The organism is Nocardia sp. NBC_00403 (genome assembly GCF_036046055.1).
GTDB lineage: Bacteria > Actinomycetota > Actinomycetes > Mycobacteriales > Mycobacteriaceae > Nocardia.
Genome location: NZ_CP107939.1, coordinates 151,409 through 169,128 on the forward strand (window position 1 = coordinate 151,409; position 17,720 = coordinate 169,128).

The 17,720-nt window shown below is 65.9% G+C and carries 19 protein-coding genes, 1 tRNA gene and 1 pseudogene; 12 read left to right on the plus strand and 9 right to left on the minus strand.

What is annotated here, in order from left to right:
* Positions 1–77: 77 nt before the first annotated feature.
* The gene (locus OHQ90_RS00320; protein ID WP_328406538.1) at positions 78–1,052 is read right to left on the minus strand and encodes an NADPH:quinone oxidoreductase family protein; all 975 of its coding nucleotides are present in this window, start codon (positions 1,050–1,052) and stop codon (positions 78–80) included.
* 160 nt (positions 1,053–1,212) lie between these two features.
* Here OHQ90_RS00320 and OHQ90_RS00325 point away from each other — a divergent pair, with 160 nt between their 5' ends.
* Positions 1,213–1,509, plus strand: a complete 297-nt coding sequence (locus OHQ90_RS00325) for a type VII secretion target (protein ID WP_328406539.1) — start codon at positions 1,213–1,215, stop codon at positions 1,507–1,509.
* Entirely contained in the window at positions 1,506–2,651 is a 1,146-nt protein-coding gene (locus OHQ90_RS00330) for a transglycosylase SLT domain-containing protein (protein WP_328406540.1), read from the plus strand. The genes OHQ90_RS00325 and OHQ90_RS00330 overlap by 4 nt, the downstream gene beginning before the upstream one ends.
* Here OHQ90_RS00330 and OHQ90_RS00335 read toward each other — a convergent pair.
* The gene (locus tag OHQ90_RS00335; protein WP_328406541.1) at positions 2,645–2,860 is read right to left on the minus strand and encodes a DNA-binding protein; all 216 of its coding nucleotides are present in this window, start codon (positions 2,858–2,860) and stop codon (positions 2,645–2,647) included. The two genes, OHQ90_RS00330 and OHQ90_RS00335, sit on opposite strands and share 7 nt — an antisense overlap.
* 140 nt (positions 2,861–3,000) lie before the next feature.
* On the opposite strand from OHQ90_RS00335, the gene OHQ90_RS00340 reads away from it, so the two are divergent.
* Positions 3,001–3,774: an acyl-[acyl-carrier-protein] thioesterase gene (locus OHQ90_RS00340; protein ID WP_328406542.1), complete on the plus strand. Its 774-nt coding sequence runs from the start codon at positions 3,001–3,003 to the stop codon at positions 3,772–3,774.
* Between the two features lie 80 nt (positions 3,775–3,854).
* Here the strand turns inward: OHQ90_RS00340 and OHQ90_RS00345 are convergent, their stop codons facing one another.
* Positions 3,855–5,525 (minus strand): FAD-dependent oxidoreductase, encoded by a 1,671-nt coding sequence (locus tag OHQ90_RS00345; protein ID WP_328406543.1) that lies wholly within the window; start codon positions 5,523–5,525, stop codon positions 3,855–3,857.
* Positions 5,526–5,704: 179 nt separating this feature from the next.
* Here OHQ90_RS00345 and OHQ90_RS00350 point away from each other — a divergent pair, with 179 nt between their 5' ends.
* A complete protein-coding gene (locus OHQ90_RS00350; RefSeq protein ID WP_328406544.1) occupies positions 5,705–6,196 on the plus strand; it encodes a SixA phosphatase family protein in 492 nt (163 codons plus the stop codon).
* Between the two features lie 71 nt (positions 6,197–6,267).
* Here OHQ90_RS00350 and OHQ90_RS00355 read toward each other — a convergent pair whose 3' ends face one another.
* Positions 6,268–6,471, minus strand: coding sequence for a hypothetical protein (locus OHQ90_RS00355; protein WP_328406545.1), 204 nt, complete (start codon positions 6,469–6,471; stop codon positions 6,268–6,270).
* A 59-nt stretch (positions 6,472–6,530) separates the two neighbouring features.
* Between OHQ90_RS00355 and OHQ90_RS00360 the strand changes: the two genes are divergently transcribed.
* From OHQ90_RS00360 to OHQ90_RS00385, 6 genes and pseudogenes are all read left to right on the plus strand, one after another.
* Positions 6,531–6,899, plus strand: a complete 369-nt coding sequence (locus OHQ90_RS00360) for a VOC family protein (RefSeq protein ID WP_328406546.1) — start codon at positions 6,531–6,533, stop codon at positions 6,897–6,899.
* A 120-nt stretch (positions 6,900–7,019) separates the two neighbouring features.
* Positions 7,020–7,478 (plus strand): MerR family transcriptional regulator, encoded by a 459-nt coding sequence (locus tag OHQ90_RS00365; protein ID WP_328406547.1) that lies wholly within the window; start codon positions 7,020–7,022, stop codon positions 7,476–7,478.
* A gap of 43 nt (positions 7,479–7,521) precedes the next feature.
* Positions 7,522–7,815 (plus strand): putative quinol monooxygenase, encoded by a 294-nt coding sequence (locus OHQ90_RS00370; protein WP_328406548.1) that lies wholly within the window; start codon positions 7,522–7,524, stop codon positions 7,813–7,815.
* A gap of 79 nt (positions 7,816–7,894) precedes the next feature.
* Positions 7,895–8,368 (plus strand): annotated as a pseudogene (locus OHQ90_RS00375) (carboxymuconolactone decarboxylase family protein); the annotation flags it as partial.
* Positions 8,369–8,380: 12 nt separating this feature from the next.
* A complete protein-coding gene (locus OHQ90_RS00380; RefSeq protein WP_328413447.1) occupies positions 8,381–8,692 on the plus strand; it encodes a GNAT family N-acetyltransferase in 312 nt (103 codons plus the stop codon).
* Positions 8,689–9,678, plus strand: a complete 990-nt coding sequence (locus OHQ90_RS00385; RefSeq protein ID WP_328406549.1) for a pirin family protein — start codon at positions 8,689–8,691, stop codon at positions 9,676–9,678. The genes OHQ90_RS00380 and OHQ90_RS00385 overlap by 4 nt, the downstream gene beginning before the upstream one ends.
* A gap of 82 nt (positions 9,679–9,760) precedes the next feature.
* Here the strand turns inward: OHQ90_RS00385 and OHQ90_RS00390 are convergent, their stop codons facing one another.
* Together OHQ90_RS00390 and OHQ90_RS00395 are read right to left on the minus strand one after the other, a co-directional pair.
* Complete coding sequence (locus OHQ90_RS00390) at positions 9,761–10,243, minus strand: SRPBCC family protein (RefSeq protein ID WP_328406550.1); 483 nt, start codon at positions 10,241–10,243, stop codon at positions 9,761–9,763.
* On the minus strand, positions 10,240–10,572 hold the full coding sequence (locus tag OHQ90_RS00395) for an ArsR/SmtB family transcription factor (protein WP_328406551.1): 333 nt from the start codon (positions 10,570–10,572) through the stop codon (positions 10,240–10,242). Before OHQ90_RS00395 ends, OHQ90_RS00390 begins: the two co-directional genes overlap by 4 nt.
* 231 nt (positions 10,573–10,803) lie before the next feature.
* On the opposite strand from OHQ90_RS00395, the gene OHQ90_RS00400 reads away from it, so the two are divergent.
* Positions 10,804–10,923, plus strand: a tRNA-OTHER gene (locus OHQ90_RS00400).
* A 44-nt stretch (positions 10,924–10,967) separates the two neighbouring features.
* Here the strand turns inward: OHQ90_RS00400 and OHQ90_RS00405 are convergent.
* Positions 10,968–11,822, minus strand: a complete 855-nt coding sequence (locus tag OHQ90_RS00405) for a helix-turn-helix transcriptional regulator (protein ID WP_328406552.1) — start codon at positions 11,820–11,822, stop codon at positions 10,968–10,970.
* Between the two features lie 101 nt (positions 11,823–11,923).
* Here OHQ90_RS00405 and OHQ90_RS00410 point away from each other — a divergent pair, with 101 nt between their 5' ends.
* A complete protein-coding gene (locus OHQ90_RS00410; protein ID WP_328406553.1) occupies positions 11,924–12,934 on the plus strand; it encodes an aldo/keto reductase in 1,011 nt (336 codons plus the stop codon).
* 90 nt (positions 12,935–13,024) lie between these two features.
* Here the strand turns inward: OHQ90_RS00410 and OHQ90_RS00415 are convergent, their stop codons facing one another.
* Together OHQ90_RS00415 and OHQ90_RS00420 are read right to left on the minus strand one after the other, a co-directional pair.
* Positions 13,025–13,495: a PaaI family thioesterase gene (locus tag OHQ90_RS00415; protein WP_328406554.1), complete on the minus strand. Its 471-nt coding sequence runs from the start codon at positions 13,493–13,495 to the stop codon at positions 13,025–13,027.
* A 252-nt stretch (positions 13,496–13,747) separates the two neighbouring features.
* Positions 13,748–17,701 (minus strand): DNA-directed RNA polymerase subunit beta', encoded by a 3,954-nt coding sequence (locus OHQ90_RS00420; RefSeq protein WP_328406555.1) that lies wholly within the window; start codon positions 17,699–17,701, stop codon positions 13,748–13,750.
* Between the last annotated feature and the right edge of the window lie 19 nt (positions 17,702–17,720).

Genomic DNA, 17,720 nt, shown 5'->3' on the forward strand with positions numbered 1-17,720 from the left:
TCCTCGAGGAGTGGTGGTCGAGCGGCGGATGCGCCGGCTTCTTGATTCGCTCAGAGTACGTCGCCGCACCGACAGTCTCAGCCCACTGTGACGACGACTTTGCCGGTGGCGGTGCGGTTGTCCAGTGACGCGACCGCCGCGGCGGCCTGCTCGAGCGGGTAGCGCACCGGGTCCGGCGGCGCGATCTTGCCGGAGGCGAGCAGCGGCTCGACCTCGGCCCACTGCTCGGTCAGGTAACCGGGATGCGTCATCACCCATTCACCCCAGGCCGCGCCGGTCACCTCGACGTTCTTGAGCAGCAGCCGATTCACCTTGACCGTCGGGATTTCCCCGGCCGTGAAGCCGACAACCAGCAGGCGACCCGCCGAGGCCAGCGATCGGATGCTGTCGGTGAAACGGTCACCACCCACCGGGTCGAGCACGATGTCCACACCGCGGCCGCCGGTCAGTTCCTTGACCGCGGCGAGCCAGCCCTCGGTCAGCACCACATCGGTGGCGCCGTTGGCGCGGGCCACCGCTGCCTTTTCCTCGGTGCTGACCACCGCGATCACCCGGCCCGCGCCGAGCGCGACCGCCATGCGCAGCGTCGAGGTGCCGATGCCACCCGCGGCACCGTGCACGAGCACGGTCTCGCCTTCGGCGAGCCTGCCGCGGTTACGCAGGCAGAAATGCACGGTCAGGTCGTTGAACAGGATGCCGGCCCCCGCCTCCAGCGACACGTTGTCGGGCAGGCGGAACACCATCTGCGCGGGCGCGACAGCGACTTCGGCCATTGCATTGCCGAGCAACGTCAACGCCACCACCCGATCGCCGGCCTTGACGTGCGCGTCCTGCGGCGCCTCACGAACGATGCCCGCCACCTCGCCACCGACGACGAACGGCAACTCCGGCTTCATCTGGTACAGCCCACGCGTCATCAGGACATCGGGGAAAGCCACCCCGGCCGCGTGCACATCGATGACCACGCCTCCCGGATATCCCGCAGGCTCCGGGATCTCCACGATCTCGATCGCTTCGGGCCCCTCCAACTTGCTGACCTGGGCTGCGCGCATGTGCCGACCTCTCTGTCCACTCGCCGACGCGGAACTCGCCGGCGACGCTGTGACCAACATAATGCGCAGCACCCGATGCCCGCTTCGGTGCACCTGTTCGGACGAACGCATTTTGCTATGCTGGCCGCGACTTATGGTCGGGCGGGAAGGGGGATTTCCTATGCAGGTCAATCCGGAAACGCTGAAATCGTTCGCGACGAACCTCGGCACCGAAGCGGGCGCCATTCAGAAGTTCAACGAGGGGGCGGGCTTCGGCGTCGCGAGCAATGCACTGCCGGGCACCGAATTCGGCGGCACTGTGCAGCAGACCACCGATGTGGTCAACCGTTGCCTGCAGCGAATCGGTGAACGTCTCATGACCGTCGCGGGCAATATGCACAATGCGGCGGGCGCGTACGAGCTGACCGAAGACGACTTCGCTGCCAAACTCCGCACAATCGGACTGCAGGTGTCATGACGCTGACCATTCCTGATGTAGAGAAATGGGAGCCCGACCAGCTGGCCACCGCGGGCAATCACGCCGACGGAATGGCGACCGAGCTCGACGCCGCGGTCAAGGACGGCTCCGACAAGACCCGTGCGCTGACCTGGTCCGGCGCCACCGCCACCGCGGCGAATGCGCGGATGGATATCGAACAGACACGCGCAGGCACCGTCAGCACCGCGCTGCAGGGCCTGCATACCGCGTTCACCTCGCAGGTGGACAACCTGAAGAACGCCAAGACCAAGGTGCTGCAGCTGCGCGACCTCGCCACCACGCCGAGTGCCGGCACCGACGGCGTGGAACCCATACCCGGTTTCAAGGTCGAGCCCAATGGAACCGTCACGGCCGACGACCGGATCGCCAAGGTCTGCGCACTGATGAACGGCCAGCAGCGGGTGGACGAGTCCTTGCGAATTCTGCGGGATGCGGCAACCTGGCAGGTCGATATCACCAACGCGCTGCAGCAGGCGGAAAGCGTTGCGGAACAGGCGAAAACGCAGGTCGCCCAGGCTGTCGCGAATCTCCAGACCGCCTACGACGGCCTCGGCGAACCGAAATCCGGCACCGCACCCGCGCCGACCACACCGGCCGCGACCAATACCGCGACGCCCGTCGCCTCGAACAAGCCCAACTATGCGACCGGCGGCAATCACAACAGCAGCGGCAACTCCCATTCGTCCTCGGGAACGCCGTCCACCGGCAGCCCGAGTTCCGGCTCCCCGACCAGTTCCGGCTCCCCGACCGGGCCGATGCCGTCCGGCGATGTCGCCGAATGGATCAAGAAGGCCAAAGAGAAACTGATCGCGATGGGCTACAGCCCTGATCAGATCGACGAGCGCGCGCTCGCGATGATCATCGAGCACGAGTCCGGCGGCAATCCGCAGATCGTCAACAACTGGGACAGCAATGCCGCGGCCGGTCACCCCTCGAAGGGGTTGATGCAGACGATCGACAGCACGTTCAACGCGTACAAAGCGCCCGGCCACGACGATATCTACGACCCGGTCGACAACATCATCGCCGGTACGCGATACGCGATCGACCGGTACGGCTCGCTGTCCAATGTTCCCGGTGTGGCAGCCGTCAATAGCGGCGGGGCATATCAGGGCTACTGACCTACCACGCCACCTGGTCGGCCGAAGGTCAGATTGTGCGCTGCGAGGGCGGCGCGGAGCTTGGTGATGGCGGTCGGCCCGACACCGTGCAGCGCGGCCACCTCGCGTTCGGTCCACGAGGTGAGGTCGCAGAGACGCTGAATTCCGGCTGCGGCGAGGGCTCGTTCGGCGGGTCTGCCGAGTTTCCCGGGGAGGTCGGAGTCCGTCATAGCGCCTATTTTGCCTGATGAGACGTCATATGCGGCAGTACGGGCGACTCGCCGAGAGGGTGTGACGTACGACCCGTAAAGTCATCTCAGAACAAGCAACGCACGAGAACGCGGCACAACGTGCAGCGCGAGGAGCACCAGTGTCACTCGAACAGCCACTCGCCCCGCTTCCCCAGGAGGGCATGGGGTTTGCTTCGGCGTGGCCCATCCGGGCTGGCGATGTAGATCCGTACAACCGCTTGCGATTCGATGCGGTCGCCCGCTATCTGCAGGACATTGCGGGCGAAGAGCTGGAGCAGACCTTCCTCAACCGGACCGATCCGAACTGGATCGTCCGACGCACCGTGATCGATGTGATCCGGCCGATTCTCTGGCCGGACAAAGTGCAGCTGCTGCGGTGGTGCTCGAGCATGTCGACCAGGTGGACGAACATGCGGGTGCGGGTGACCAGCTCGAACGGTGGATTGATCGAGACCGAGGGCTTCTGGATCAATATCAGCGAGTCGAACAACATGCCCGCGCGGATCAGCGATGACGGCCTGGCCTACCTGGCGCAGACCACCACCGAGCATCGGCTGCGCTGGCGGCCGTATCTCACCGACACCACACCGGCGGAGTCGGACACGGACATGCCGTTCCCGGTGCGCGCCACCGACATCGACCAGTACAACCACGTCAACAACGCCTGTTATTGGCAGGCGGTGGAGCAGTACCTCGCCGAGTATCCCAAGCTGGTCGCCGCACCGCACCGCGCGGTGATCGAGTACGTGGCGCCGGTACTCGCGCGCCAGCATGTGACGGTGCGCAGCCGCTATGAGCCGGGTGACCGGTCCGGTCATCCGGTGCTGCGGCTGTGGTTCGTCGTCGGCGGCACCACCACCACGGTGGTCCGCATCATTCCGCTGCCCGCCTGAGGCTCTCCCCCGCCGCCGCGGCGCTGTTGCAAGACGAGAACGCCGGTCGGATCGTGGCGAATCCGACCGGCATTGCTTCCTCAGCCGCGTGCGGCCTTGATCAGATCCTCGCGGCTGGTGAACTTGACCCGAGGGCGGCCGGAAGCCTTGCCCGCCGACTTCTCCGCCAGATCGATCGCCTTCCAGCCCTGCCGGTCGACCAGGTCTGCCTGGCGCTCGCCGAGCAGCGCCTTCAGTGCGGCCCGATTGGCCTGTGGCACACCGAGTTTGCCAGTGGTGAAGTCGGCGATCAGCTGCTCGACGGTCTCCTCGGAGTCGATCCGGTTGGAGCCGATCACGCCGCGCGGACCGCGCTTGATCCAGCCGCTGACGTACACGCCAGGGATCGGGATGCCGTCGTCGCCGAGCACTCGTCCGTGCTCGTTGGGCACCACCGCGCGCCGCTCGTCGAAGGGCAGGTCCTTGATCGGTTCGCCCTTGTAGCCGATGGACCGCAGCACCAGCGAGGCCTCCATACTGTCGGTGCGCTCGGTCGCCCGCGCCACCAATTGGCCGCCCTCTTCGACCAATTCGTTGTGCACGAATTCGACCGTCTCGACGTGCTCGGCGCCGGTGAGCGCCGTCGGCGAGCCCAGGTAGCGGAACACGATCCGTTTGTTGGCCGGATCACGCCGACCCGCGGCGTACTCCTTCGCCAGGGTGTACTTGAGCCGCAGCGACGGCTCGACCTTCGGGTCGTCCAGCAATGCCTGACTACCCGTGTCGAGGGCAAGATCGGCCTCGTCGACGACGATGTCCACACCCTTCAGGTGGGCCAGCGCCAGGAATTCCGACGAGGTGTACGCCGCTTGCAGTGGGCCACGCCGGCCGAGCACGACCACTTCGCGAATATTGCTGCGGCGCAGCGCGTCCAGGGCGTAGTCGGCGATGTCTGTCCTGGCGAGCTCGTCCGGATCGACGGTCAGCACACGCGCGACATCGAGGGCGACATTGCCGTTGCCGACGATCACCGCTCGCTCGCCGGAGAGATCGAACTGGCGGTCCGCGTAATCGGGGTGGCCGTTGTACCAGGCGACGAACTCGGTCGCGGAGTGGCTGCCCGGCAGGTTCTCACCCGGCACGCCCATGTGGCGGTCGGTGGCAGCTCCGACGGCGTAAATGACGGCGTGGTGGTGGGCCATCAGTTCCTCGTGCGTGATGTGCGTGCCGACCTCGACATTGAGGTAGTACTGCAACGTCTCCCGCCGGAACGCGGACTCGAACAGACCCGAGACGGTCTTGGTGCCGGGATGGTCGGGGGCGACACCCGCGCGCACCAGACCCCACGGCGTCGGCAGCCGGTCGAACATCTCGACCTCCACGTCGGCACGGCGCAGCAGCTCGTCGGCCGCATAGCAGGCCGCGGGTCCGGCGCCGACGATCGCGACCCGCAAGGTGCCGAGGTCCTTCGGCGGCCGCGCAGGCGTCACGATCGGATCGAAGTTCGATTCGAGCGGGTGCCGTTGGAAGTAGGCGGCATTGATATCGCGATACCTGGCTAGCGACGCCGTCAGATCATCTTCGGAGAAGATGGCCTCCACCGGGCACGCGTCGACACAGGCACCGCAATCGATACAGGTGTCAGGGTCGATGTAGAGCATCTCGGTCGTCGCGAACTCCGGCTGATCCGGTGTGGGACGAATGCAATCGACCGGGCACTCGGAGACGCAGCTGGCGTCGTTGCAACAACGCTGCGTGATTACGTAGGCCATAGTGTGCAGATCCTCGAAAATGTGCGTGGGCTGTAGGCCACCCAAGGGTTGAAGACGGGCAGAAGCGTTACAACAGTGGACCCGCGGGAGTGTCCCGCAGAGCGCCGCGTTGTGACGCCGCTTTCAGTTTGCCTCGAGTGTGGTTCACGCCTCTCGGCCGGAGGCCCTACGGTATCCCTATGGTGCGGACTCTGATCCTCATGCGGCACGGCAAATCGGCCTATCCGGACGGTGTCACCGACCACGAACGCCCGCTCGCGGCGCGCGGAGAGCGCGAAGCGGGCCTGGCGGGGCAATGGTTGCGCGATACTCAGCCGCCGATCGATGCCGTGCGGTGCTCGACCGCGACACGCACCCGGGAAACGCTGGCCGCCACCGGGATCGACGCGCCGGTCGTCTATGAATCCGGCATCTACGAGGCCTCGCCGCGGACTCTCATCGAACTGGTCCAGCTCAGCGACGACGCCGTCTCGACCTTGCTGGTGATCGGGCACGCGCCCGGAATGCCGTGGACGGCATGGGAGCTGGCGGGCAACCGCGACTCGATGCAGGCGGTCGAGCTCAGCAGGAAGTTCCCCACCTCGGCACTCGCAGTGCTCGAATTCGACCGCCCGTGGGCGGACGTCGACCCGGGCACCGGAGAGCTCGTGCGCTTCCACATTCCGCGCTGAGAAATTCCTCGGTTCCACGCTGACCAGCTTCCCGGCCACGTTGCAGACGCCCGGCGGCATCGGCCTCGATGTCAGTGCCGCAGCTTGCCGCCGACGACAACGACACCGCCGAGCACAACAAGCAGCACGAAGGCGGCGAACCCGCCGACCAGCCACCAGACGAGCCCGAGCGCGGCGACGAACGGCGCCACCGCGATGGCGGTGATCACCGGGCTTTCCTTGACCGTGGCCCAGGCGGCACGTGCCCTGACCCGATCGATGTCCTTACCTGGCATGCTCCCAGCGTAGGCGCGAAACCCGAACTTTGTCGGGCCTCGGTGGGATGCTCGGGACTATGGATTGGAAAATCGAGCTCGTCGCCATTCCGGTCACCGACGTCGACCGGGCCAAGGACTTCTACACCAAGATCGGCTTCAATGCCGACTTCGATGAAAGCCCCACCGAGGACATCCGTTTCGTACAGCTGACCCCGCCCGGTTCCGGCTGTTCGATCTGTATCGGCAGGGGCATCACCGAGGCCGCGCCCGGCAGCGTCGAGGGCATGCAGGTCGTCGTCGCCAGCGCCGAAGCGGCCTACCAGCAGCTGGTCGCGGCCGGCGTGGAGGCGTCACCGGTCAAGGACATGGGCTGGGGCCTGTTCACGTTCTTCGCCGATCCCGACGGCAATAAGTGGGCCGTCCAGGAACTGCCGAAGCGCGACTGACCCGTCCGCCTCGGCGCACCGCCCGTTCGACGGCGTTCCGATTTGCCGGAAGAATAGCCTTGCTTGGAGTGCGCTCCAGGTGAGTAGCGTCGTCGGTGTTCCACGGGAAGGGCGAGTGCAGTGAGTGAAACTGCAAGTCAGAGTGTTTTCAGTGCCGACAGGGAGCGCCCGAGGTACTCGATCGGCGATGCTGCCGAACGCTCGGGCCTGAGCCGGGACACCTTGCGCTGGTACGAGCGGATCGGACTGATGGACTACATCGGGCGCGATCACACCGGGAAGCGGCGGTTCAGCGACCGCGATCTGGAGTGGCTCGCGCTGATCGGCAGGCTGCGCACGACCGGCATGTCGGTGGCCGATATGGTCCGCTACGCCGAGCTGGTCCGGGCAGGCGATTCCACGTTCCCGCAACGGCTCGAGATGTTCCGCAATACTCGCGCCGAGGTACTCGCCAAGATCGATGAACTGCGCCAGACCGTGGCCGTGCTGGACTACAAGATCGACGTGTACGAGGGCAAAGCCTCGGCGGTCCGACCGGCAATTCTTACCGCGCACCACAGCGCGGGGCTCGAGGCGTGACCTCCGCGACCATCGACCCGCACAAGAGAGCAGGAGATCATCTGTGTCCACGCTGACGCTCAATGTCCGATTCCACGCGAAGCCGGGACGGGAGGCCGACCTGCGCGAGACGCTGGAGGCCCTTGTCGCACCGACGGTCGCCGAGGCAGGCTGCCTACGCTACGAGCTCTACCTGCACCCGACCGATCCGAGCCGGATGGTGCTGCTCGAGGAGTGGGTCGACGCAGCGGCCCTTGCAGAGCATTTCGCGACACCGCACCTGAAGCAGGGCGCGGCAGCGCTCGCGGAGATCCTGGCCGAGCCGTTCCAGATTCGGCGGTTCAGCGAGATCTCCTGAGCTCGAAACCAGGGCAGCGCGGGCGATCTGGAGCACAGTCCGACCAGGTCGCCGTGCTGCTGCTCTACTATCCGGGCTCATGGAGTCCCGAGGCCACGACGACGACCACGTCTGGATCGACAAGCAAACACCCGATGCGTTTCGCGCACTCAACACCGTCGCGAGCGCGGTCCGTGCCGCGGGCGCCGCAGCGGGGCTCGATCGCAGGCTCATCGAACTGATCAACGTTCGCGTTTCGCAGATCAACGGCTGCGCCTTCTGCCTGGACGTGCACCATCGTGCCGCGATCGCCGCAGGCGCCACCGAGCGCGAACTCGCCGTACTGCCGGCCTGGCGCCGCACCGAGCTGTTCACCCCGCTCGAATGCGCCACCCTCGCCCTCGCCGAGCTCACCACCACATTGCCGGATCAGCCGACGATGGAGCGTGAGTACGCTTTCGCACGGAAGCATCTGTCGGATGATCAGGTTTCCACCGTCATCTGGGTCGCGACGACGATCGGCGCGTTCAACCGGGTGTCGATCATGAGCATGCATCCGGTGCGCACGCGGAAGGAGAGGGCGAACATGACCGAATCGGCTCCGGAGAGCAGGGTCGTCCGCAATGACGAGAAGGACCGCTACGAGGTCTTCTACGGCGGCGAACTCGCCGGTTTCAGTGAGTACGAGGAGCGCGACGACGAGACGGTGTTCATCCACACCGAGATCGATGGCGCTTTCTCCGGCAAGGGTCTCGGCAGCATTCTCGCCGGGCAGGCCATCGAGGATGTCATCGCGCGTGGCCGAGTGATCCGGCCGCTGTGCCCGTTCATCAAGGCCTATCTCGAGAAGCACCCGCAGTACGACGAACACGTGGTCGGCAAGGGCATCACACGGTGAGCGATCTGGATCCGCACCCCGAGGAAGCGCTGTGCGAGGCGGGCCCGTGTCCGGGTCCGGTGACCGAGTTCTTCCCCGCACGTGAGGTGCCGCTCGGCGGTGTGCGCGGCGTTTTCGTCGAGCGCGTACTGCCGCAACGTGATCTGCCGACCGTCGGGGCATGGTGTTTCCTCGATCATTTCGGGTCGCCGACCGTCACCAAGACGGGGGCTTCCCCCGATATCGACCCGCACCCGCACATCGGCCTGCAAACGGTGACCTGGCCGTTCGACGGCCGGATCCGGCATCGCGACTCGGTCGGGTCCGATGTGGAGATCGAGCCGGGTCAGCTGAACCTGATGACCTCGGGACGTGGCATCGCGCATTCCGAATACAAGGTCGCGGCCGCGCACTCGGGGCACGGGCTGCAACTGTGGATCGCCTTGCCCGGCGACCGAACCGGGATCGAACCGCACTTCGAGCAGCATCGCGAACTACCGGTGTACGCGACGCCCGGCGTGCGTGCGATTGTGCTGATCGGCTCACTCGGCGGTCACACCTCACCGGCGATCGCCTACACGCCCCTCGTCGGCGCGGACGTGCGGATCGAGCCGGGCACCGAGACCGCCCTTCCGCTCGAACCCGGCTTCGAATACGCGGTGCTGGTGATCGAGGGTGCGGTCACCGTCGCGGGCGCCGAGGTCGGTGCGGGCCCGCTGCTGTACCTGGGCACCGAGCGCACCGAACTGCCGCTCAGCAGCGCGAACGGCGCACACTTCGCGCTGATCGGCGGCGAGCCGTTCGGCGAGGATCTGGTGATGTGGTGGAACTTCGTCGGCCGCAGCCACGAGGACATCGTCACGGCCCGAAATGACTGGGAGAACCGGAATATCGAACGGTTCGCCGATATCGCGGGCCACCCGCCCGAGCAGCGGATCCCGGCGCCGCCCCTGCCCGGACTGCATCTGAAGCCGCGCAAGCGTCGAATCGGACCTGCTCGCACCTGATTTCGCCGTTCGACAGTCCGGCCCTGCCTCGATCGATGACGCAGGGCCGGATTGCTCGGTGCAGGAACGTCTTTCGGATGGCTCACGCACCCTTGGCGAGCAGCGCGTCCAACGCCCGATAGCTCGCGTTGAGTCCGGTCTCCATGCCGGACTGCAGCATTCCGTCGCGCTCCTGCGAGGTGTGGTACTGGCTGACGGTCACCACCTTTGTCCTGCCGTCGCCGAGATCGACGAAAGTGGCGCTGTCGATGGCGATATGGGCGGGCATGCCGTCCCATTCGAAGGACTGCACGATCCGCTCCATCGGCGTGATCTCACGGAATCGTCCCTCGAAGCCGTGTACTTCGCCGTCGGAATGCTGGACGAAGCGGTAGTGTCCGCCCTTGCGGAATTCCCAGCGCTCCACGTCGAAGCGGTCGCCGCCGCCCCACCACTGGACCAGCTGCTCGATTCGGCTGTAGGCGTTCCACACCCGCTCGAGTGGCGCGTCGAAGGTCCGTTCGATGTGGATCTCGCGTTCCACGGGGGTGGCAATCGTTGCGTCGGTTGTGGTGCCTGTGCTCATTGGTCGTGCTCCGTTCGCTCGAGGAATTCACCGAGACGGTCCATCCGGGCTTCCACCATGCGCCGATGTTCCTGCATCCACGCCAGCTCGCGATCGAAGACATTCGCGCCGAGCCGGCAATATCTGACCCGTCCGCGCTTCTCCGTGACAACCATGCCCGCGCCCTCCAGCAGGTGGATGTGCTTCTTGATGCCGGTGAGGGTCATCTCGAAGCGCTCCGCCAGTTCACTGACCGATGCGGGCCCTTGCCCGAGGTGCCGCAGAATCCCGCGCCTGGTGGGATCCGCGAGCGCCCCGAACGATTCGTCGAGGAAGTCATACTGAACCATCTAGTTCAGTATTAACTCTCGGCACTCATCCCGTCAATGCCTTGTCGCCGGAGATTCCGCAGAGCAGGTTCTGACGCCCGTCGAGCTCGCCCGCCCCGGGCCAGCGGTGGCCGGATCATGTGGAGCACACACGTATGGCGAGGCCGGACACACGGCGGGCAAAAATCGCTCTACAAATGATGTGGTCCGTTCCTAGGATGTCGTCAGCGGGATCGTGCGATCCCGCAGGATGCGGACCGTGGCAGAGCGGCCCAATGCAGACCGGCAGCCGGAGGAACCTCGGCTGCCGGTGTGATGGAGACGAGCGGTCCTGCTCCGATCCGTCCGCGGGTTCGAATCCCGCCGGTCGCCGCATCCGCCCAGGATTTCACCCTGTCGGCTGTTGACCTCGACGGCTATCCGTGGATGTCGTCGGACACCAGGGTCTGGGTTCCGATGACGCGCAACAGGTCCAGCTTGTCGGCGGCATCCGTGCCCGGGCGCGGCAAATAGACGAGCAGCCGTTGGGCCGAGTTCGGCGTCAGCAGGGGTTCGCAGACGGTGTCGATCAGGCCGACCTGGGGATGCAGAATCCGCTTGGTGTCGGCAACCCGCACCGCCACTTCGTGTTCGTTCCACAGCCGCTCGAATTCCGCACTCGCGGCACGCAGTTTGCTCACGTACTCGGTGACGTCGGCATCGCCGGAGCGACGCGCCGCGGTAGCTCGCAGGTCGGCAACGTGGCTGCGGCCCAAGCGATCCCAGTCTTCCTCCGGGAAGATCGACCTGGACTGCGGCTCGGTGAACCAGCGCCACGAGTAGTACCGCTCCATGCCACGTCGATTTCCGTGGTCACCGACGAGCAACATGTGCATCCGATTCTGCACGAGCACCTCGCCGAGGTCGGTGACCACCGCGGCCGCGGTGTCGTCGAGCTTGGCCAGCACGTGCAGCAGGCCGGGGCCGACATGCTTGTCGCCCAGGTCGCCGCCGGGGGCCGCGTGGTCGCAGAGGTGGTAGAGGTGATCGCGCTCGTCGCTGCTGAACCGCAATGCTCGCGCCAGCGACGCCAGCACCTGGGTGGAGGGTCGCGGACCTCGCGACTGCTCGAGCCGGGTGTAGTAGTCGGTGGACATGCCCGCCAGCAACGCCACCTCGTCGCGGCGCAGCCCGGGGGTGCGACGCCGGACGCCCGGCGGCAGGCCGACGTCGGCCGGCGTCAATTGCTCGCGGCGGCGACGCAGGAAATCGGCCAATTCGGATCGGTCCATGTCTCCACTGTGCCCGAACCCGATACCGCGAGCCAGGGATCGCCGCTCCCCCGATAAGCGATCTCTGCCGCCATCCTTGGATGTACATCAGGCTTTGTCCCATGACGACATCGAAGATCTCCACCACGCAGCTCGGCAGCACCGGACCGACCGTCAGCCGTATCGGCCTCGGCGCAATGGGCATGTCCGGCATGTATGGCGCCGCCGACGACGCCGAGTCGACGGCGACCATCCACGCCGCACTCGACTCCGGGGCCAACCTCATCGACACCGGCGACTTCTACGGCGCAGGCCACAACGAGATGCTGATCGGCAAGGCCATCGCCGAGCGTCCCCGCGAGGACGTGATGCTCAGCGTGAAGTTCGGCGCGATGCGCGGTCCCGGCGGCACCTGGGACGGCTTCGACAGCCGCCCGGCCGCGGTGCGCAACTCCCTCGGCTACAGCCTGCAGCGCCTCGGCGTCGACTACGTCGACATCTACCGCCCCGCCCGCCTCGACCCGAATGTCCCGATCGAGGACACCATCGGCGCGATCGCCGAACTCATCGAGGCCGGCTATGTCCGCCACATCGGACTGTCCGAGGTCGGTGCGGACACCATCCGCCGGGCCGCCGCCGTGCATCCGATCGCGGATCTGCAGATCGAGTATTCGCTGATCTCCCGCGGCATCGAGGCCGAAATCCTGCCCGTTGCTCGCGAGCTCGGCATCGGCATCACCGCCTACGGCGTGCTGTCCCGTGGCCTGCTCAGCGACAGCGTGCGCCGGGAAACGACCTTCGCCGCCAACGACTTCCGCGCCCACAGCCCGCGCTTCCAAGGCGAGAACTTCACCCAGAACCTGAGCCTGGTCGATGCGCTGGCGAAAATCGCCGCGCAACAGGGTATTTCGGTGGCGCAACTGGCCATCGCGTGGGTGTTGACCCGAGGCGAGGACATCGTCCCGGTGATCGGTGCTCGCCGCCGTGAGCGGTGGACCGAAACCCTGGGCGCACTGGATGTGCAGCTCAGCGCCGAAGATCTGGCCGTCATCGAGGCGGCGGTGCCCGCCGATCAGATCGCGGGCGACCGCTACGCCACAGCACAGATGGCGCTACTGGACAGCGAGCGCTGAGGTGCTCGACACGAAGCGCTGAGTGCGAACATCGGGAGGATGCGCGCACCGCTGGTGACGCACCCTCCCGATGGCTCGCACGAGCCGGTTCTATTGCCGCTTGGGGCGAATAACAGCGGTGAATGCCGCTGTGGCGACGACCTTTCCCGTGCCGTCGGCAATGCTCACCGGAACCTCCAGTTCGATCGCGACGCGGGCCGCGATGTCCGCTCGGACCTTCGCGAGGGTGTCGGCCGATACCTCGGAGGTCGCCAGAAACGGCCCCGCAGCGCCTTTCGCGCGCGCCAGATATTCGATCCGTCCGTCCCTGGCGACGATGAATGTTTCCCCCATCAGATCGACGATGCCGGAGATGGACGCCCCCATCGCCGCCGTCTCCGCCAGCCCGAACAACACTGCGGCATGCAGATCACCGTTGTGGTTGAAGTGCTCCGAACGCGGCGCAATCGACACAACATTGCGGCCAGGACCGAACTCCACCCCTTCGATGCCGGTGTACTGGATGAAACCCAGCTTCTGAAACCCGGCCATCACCAACTCGCCCATGGTTGCGCTGTCCATCGAATCTCCCACCAGCCTCAAATTGAAACGTGTTCCACTTTCATACCCCGAGGCCTTCGCGGTTGTCCATGCTTGGGAGACCACCTGAGCAAGCTCGATAGCGCACCGGTTCATGACATTGCCCGACTCCGCCTGCGACATCACATCGAAGGGCGAACCCAACCGGTCCTGGGCTGACGCCGGCCGGCCCGAACGCACATCGGCCCCCGCTCCAGCTGGAGCGGGGGCCGAATGCTGTTGCAGGCTACCGAATTACCGGTAGTCGCTGAAACCGTAATCGTCCAGCGGGACCGCGGCACCGGTGGTGGCGCCGAAGCTGTCCGGGCTGTAGTAGGTGTCGTCGTAGGACGGCACCGCGTACGCCGCGGCACGGGCTTCTTCGGTCGGCTGCACCGTGATGTTGCGGTAGCGGTTGATACCGGTACCGGCCGGGATCAGCTTGCCGATGATCACGTTTTCCTTGAGGCCGATGAGCTTGTCCGAGCGGCAGTTGATGGCCGCGTCGGTCAGGACTCGAGTGGTCTCCTGGAAGGATGCCGCCGACAGCCACGAATCGGTCGCGAGCGACGCCTTCGTGATACCCATCAGCACCGGGCGACCGGCCGCGGGCTCATTGCCCTCGGCGACGACGCGACGGTTGGAGGCCTCGAACTCGGAACGCTCGGTGAGCGAGCCGGGCAGGAACTCCGTGGCACCGGAATCGATGATCGTCACGCGACGCAGCATCTGGCGCACGATGACCTCGATGTGCTTGTCGTGGATCGACACACCCTGCGAGCGGTAGACCTCCTGGACCTCGTGGACCAGGTGGATCTGCACCTGACGGGGGCCCATCACGCGCAGCACCTCGTGCGGATCCGCCGCGCCTTCCAGCAGCTGCTGGCCGACCTCGACGTGGTCACCGTCGGAGAGCAGACGCTCGGTGCCGTCGTCGTGCTTGAAGACACGCAGACGCTGACGCTTCGAGAGCTTGTCGTAGACAACCTCTTCGCCACCGTCATCCGGGATGATGGTGATCTTGTAGAAGCGATCGTCGTCTTCCATCCGCACGCGGCCGGAGACCTCGGCGATCGGAGCCTTGCCCTTGGGCACGCGGGCCTCGAACAGCTCCTGGACACGCGGCAGACCACCGGTGATGTCCTCGCCTGCGACACCACCCTGGTGGAAGGTACGCATGGTCAGCTGGGTACCGGGCTCACCGATGGACTGCGCGGCGACGATACCGACGGCCTCACCGATGTCGACCAGCTTGCCGGTCGCCATCGAGCGGCCGTAGCAGGTCGCACACACGCCGGTGCCGGTGGTGCAGGTCAGCACGGAGCGGACCTTCACCTCGGTGATGCCGGCCTCCAGCAGCGCCTCGATGGCCGGGTCGCCGAGGTCGGCGCCCTTGGCGATGACGAGGTTGCCCTTGGCGTCCACCGCGTCCGATGCCAGGGTGCGCGCATACGCGGAGGTCTCCACGTGCGCGTCCCGGATCAGCGAGCCGTCCGCCTGCTTCTCGGCGATCGTCACGATGATGCCGCGCTCGGTGCCACAGTCGTGCTCACGCACGATGACGTCCTGCGAGACGTCCACCAGACGACGGGTCAGGTAACCCGAGTCGGCGGTGCGCAGCGCGGTGTCGGCCAGACCCTTACGGGCACCGTGGGTGTTGATGAAGTACTCCAGAACCGTCAGGCCCTCACGGAAGGAGGACTTGATCGGCCGCGGGATGAACTCACCCTTCGGGTTGGTAACCAGGCCCTTCATACCGGCGAGGGTACGAGTCTGGGTGAAGTTACCGGTCGCGCCCGACTCGACGATCGTGATGATCGGGTTGTCCGGCGGGTAGTGCGCACGCAGTGCCGTACCGACCTCTTCGGTCGCTTCCTGCCAGATCTTGACCAAGGCGCTGTTGCGCTCGGTGTGATCGAGCGCGCCACGCTGGTACTTCTTCTCGATCTGATCGGCAAGCGCCTCGTAGCGCTCCATGATCTCGGCCTTCTCCGGCGGCACCAGCACGTCGGACATCGAGACCGTCACACCCGAACGCGTGGCCCAGTGGAAGCCCGCGTCCTTGAGCTTGTCGACGGTCTGCGCGACCACGATCATCGGGTAGCGCTCGGCCAGATCGTTGATGATCGTCGCCTGACGCTTCTTGGGCATCTGCTCGTTGATGAACGCGTAGTCCGCGGGCAGCAACTCGTTGAACAGCACCCGGCCCAGCGTGGTCTCGGCGAGCCACGCGTCACCGCGGTTCCAGCCCTCCGGGAACAGCTCCGCCTCGATGTCCTTCGGCGGGCGCTGCTCGGTGAGCCGCACCTTGATCAGCGAACGAACGGTCAGCTCATCACGGTCGACCGCCATCTGCGCCTCGGCAGGCGAGGAGTACACGCCCCGCTCGGAAGCGTCCTTGGAGGCCGGCTGGTAGGAACCCTTCGCGCCCTCGACGAGGCGAGTCAGGTAGTACAGGCCGGTCACCATGTCCAGACGCGGCATGGCAAGTGGACGACCCGAGGCGGGCGACAGGATGTTGTTCGAGGACAGCATCAGGATGCGGGCCTCGGCCTGCGCCTCCGCGGACAGCGGAAGGTGCACGGCCATCTGGTCACCGTCGAAGTCGGCGTTGAACGCTTCACAGACGAGCGGGTGCAGCTGGATCGCCTTACCCTCGACGAGCTGCGGCTCGAAGGCCTGGATGCCGAGGCGGTGCAGGGTGGGCGCACGGTTCAGCAGGACCGGGTGCTCGGCGATGACCTCTTCGAGGACATCCCACACCTGGGGACGCTGACGCTCGACCATCCGCTTGGCGGACTTGATGTTCTGCGCGTGGTTCAGGTCGACCAGACGCTTCATCACGAACGGCTTGAACAGCTCGAGCGCCATCAGCTTGGGCAGACCACACTGATGCAGCTTCAGCTGCGGACCGACGACGATGACCGAACGGCCCGAGTAGTCGACGCGCTTGCCGAGCAGGTTCTGACGGAAACGACCCTGCTTGCCCTTGAGCAGATCACTCAGGGACTTCAGCGGGCGGTTACCCGGTCCGGTGACCGGACGGCCACGACGGCCGTTGTCGAACAGCGCGTCGACGGACTCCTGCAGCATCCGCTTCTCGTTGTTGACGATGATCTCGGGCGCGCCGAGGTCGATCAGTCGCTTGAGGCGGTTGTTGCGGTTGATCACGCGGCGGTACAGGTCGTTCAGGTCGGAGGTGGCGAAACGGCCACCGTCGAGCTGAACCATCGGACGCAGCTCCGGCGGGATCACCGGGACAGCGTCGAGCACCATGCCCATCGGCGAGTTGCCGTTGGTCTGGAACGCCGCGACGACCTTGAGGCGCTTGAGCGCGCGCAACTTCTTCTGGCCCTTGCCGCTGCGGATGGTCTCCCGCAGGCTTTCGGCCTCGGCGTTGATGTCGAAGTTCTCCATCAGCTTCTGGATGGACTCCGCACCCATGGCGCCGGTGAAGTACTCGCCGTAGCGGTCGACCAGCTCGCGGTAGAGCACCTCATCAACGATGAGCTGCTTGACCGACAGCTTGGTGAAGGTGGTCCAGATCTCCTCGAGCCGATCCAGCTCACGCTGGGCCCGATCGCGGAGCTGACGCATCTCGCGCTCGCCGCCGTCCTTGACCTTGCGGCGGACGTCGGACTTGGCGCCCTCGGCCTCGAGCTCGGCCAGGTCGGCCTCGAGCTTCTGGGCGCGGGCCTCCAGGTCGGCGTCGCGCTGGTCGGCGACCGCCTTCTTCTCGACCTCCATCTCGGCTTCGAGAGTGGAGAGCTCGTTGTGGCGCAGCTCGTCGTCGACGCCGACGATCACGTAGGCGGCGAAGTAGATGATCTTTTCCAGATCCTTCGGCGCCAGGTCGAGCAGGTAGCCCAGACGCGAAGGCACGCCCTTGAAGTACCAGATGTGGGTGACGGGAGCGGCCAGCTCGATGTGGCCCATCCGCTCACGACGCACCTTGGCGCGAGTCACCTCGACGCCACAGCGCTCACAGATGATGCCCTTGAAGCGGACGCGCTTGTACTTGCCGCAGTAGCACTCCCAGTCCCGGGTCGGACCGAAGATCTTCTCGCAGAAGAGCCCGTCCTTCTCCGGCTTGAGCGTGCGGTAGTTGATGGTCTCCGGCTTTTTCACTTCGCCGAAGGACCACTGCCGAATGTCTTCGGCGGTGGCCAGGCCGATCCGGAGTTCATCGAAGAAGTTGACGTCTAGCACGTAACTTCCTTTCCCCTAT

What these genes read in the sequence shown, in the direction of transcription:
- OHQ90_RS00335 (WP_328406541.1), bottom strand. Translation starts at nt 2,860, where the DNA reads ATGACGGACTCCGACCTCCCCGGGAAACTCGGCAGACCCGCCGAACGA.
- OHQ90_RS00380 (WP_328413447.1), top strand. Translation starts at nt 8,381, where the DNA reads ATGACCGAATCGGCTCCGGAGAGCAGGGTCGTCCGCAATGACGAGAAG.
- OHQ90_RS00405 (WP_328406552.1), bottom strand. Translation starts at nt 11,822, where the DNA reads ATGGACCGATCCGAATTGGCCGATTTCCTGCGTCGCCGCCGCGAGCAA.
- OHQ90_RS00345 (WP_328406543.1), bottom strand. Translation starts at nt 5,525, where the DNA reads ATGGCCTACGTAATCACGCAGCGTTGTTGCAACGACGCCAGCTGCGTC.
- OHQ90_RS00410 (WP_328406553.1), top strand. Translation starts at nt 11,924, where the DNA reads ATGACGACATCGAAGATCTCCACCACGCAGCTCGGCAGCACCGGACCG.
- OHQ90_RS00415 (WP_328406554.1), bottom strand. Translation starts at nt 13,495, where the DNA reads ATGGACAGCGCAACCATGGGCGAGTTGGTGATGGCCGGGTTTCAGAAG.
- OHQ90_RS00355 (WP_328406545.1), bottom strand. Translation starts at nt 6,471, where the DNA reads ATGCCAGGTAAGGACATCGATCGGGTCAGGGCACGTGCCGCCTGGGCC.
- OHQ90_RS00320 (WP_328406538.1), bottom strand. Translation starts at nt 1,052, where the DNA reads ATGCGCGCAGCCCAGGTCAGCAAGTTGGAGGGGCCCGAAGCGATCGAG.
- OHQ90_RS00330 (WP_328406540.1), top strand. Translation starts at nt 1,506, where the DNA reads ATGACGCTGACCATTCCTGATGTAGAGAAATGGGAGCCCGACCAGCTG.
- OHQ90_RS00360 (WP_328406546.1), top strand. Translation starts at nt 6,531, where the DNA reads ATGGATTGGAAAATCGAGCTCGTCGCCATTCCGGTCACCGACGTCGAC.
- OHQ90_RS00390 (WP_328406550.1), bottom strand. Translation starts at nt 10,243, where the DNA reads ATGAGCACAGGCACCACAACCGACGCAACGATTGCCACCCCCGTGGAA.
- OHQ90_RS00350 (WP_328406544.1), top strand. Translation starts at nt 5,705, where the DNA reads ATGGTGCGGACTCTGATCCTCATGCGGCACGGCAAATCGGCCTATCCG.
- OHQ90_RS00325 (WP_328406539.1), top strand. Translation starts at nt 1,213, where the DNA reads ATGCAGGTCAATCCGGAAACGCTGAAATCGTTCGCGACGAACCTCGGC.
- OHQ90_RS00395 (WP_328406551.1), bottom strand. Translation starts at nt 10,572, where the DNA reads ATGGTTCAGTATGACTTCCTCGACGAATCGTTCGGGGCGCTCGCGGAT.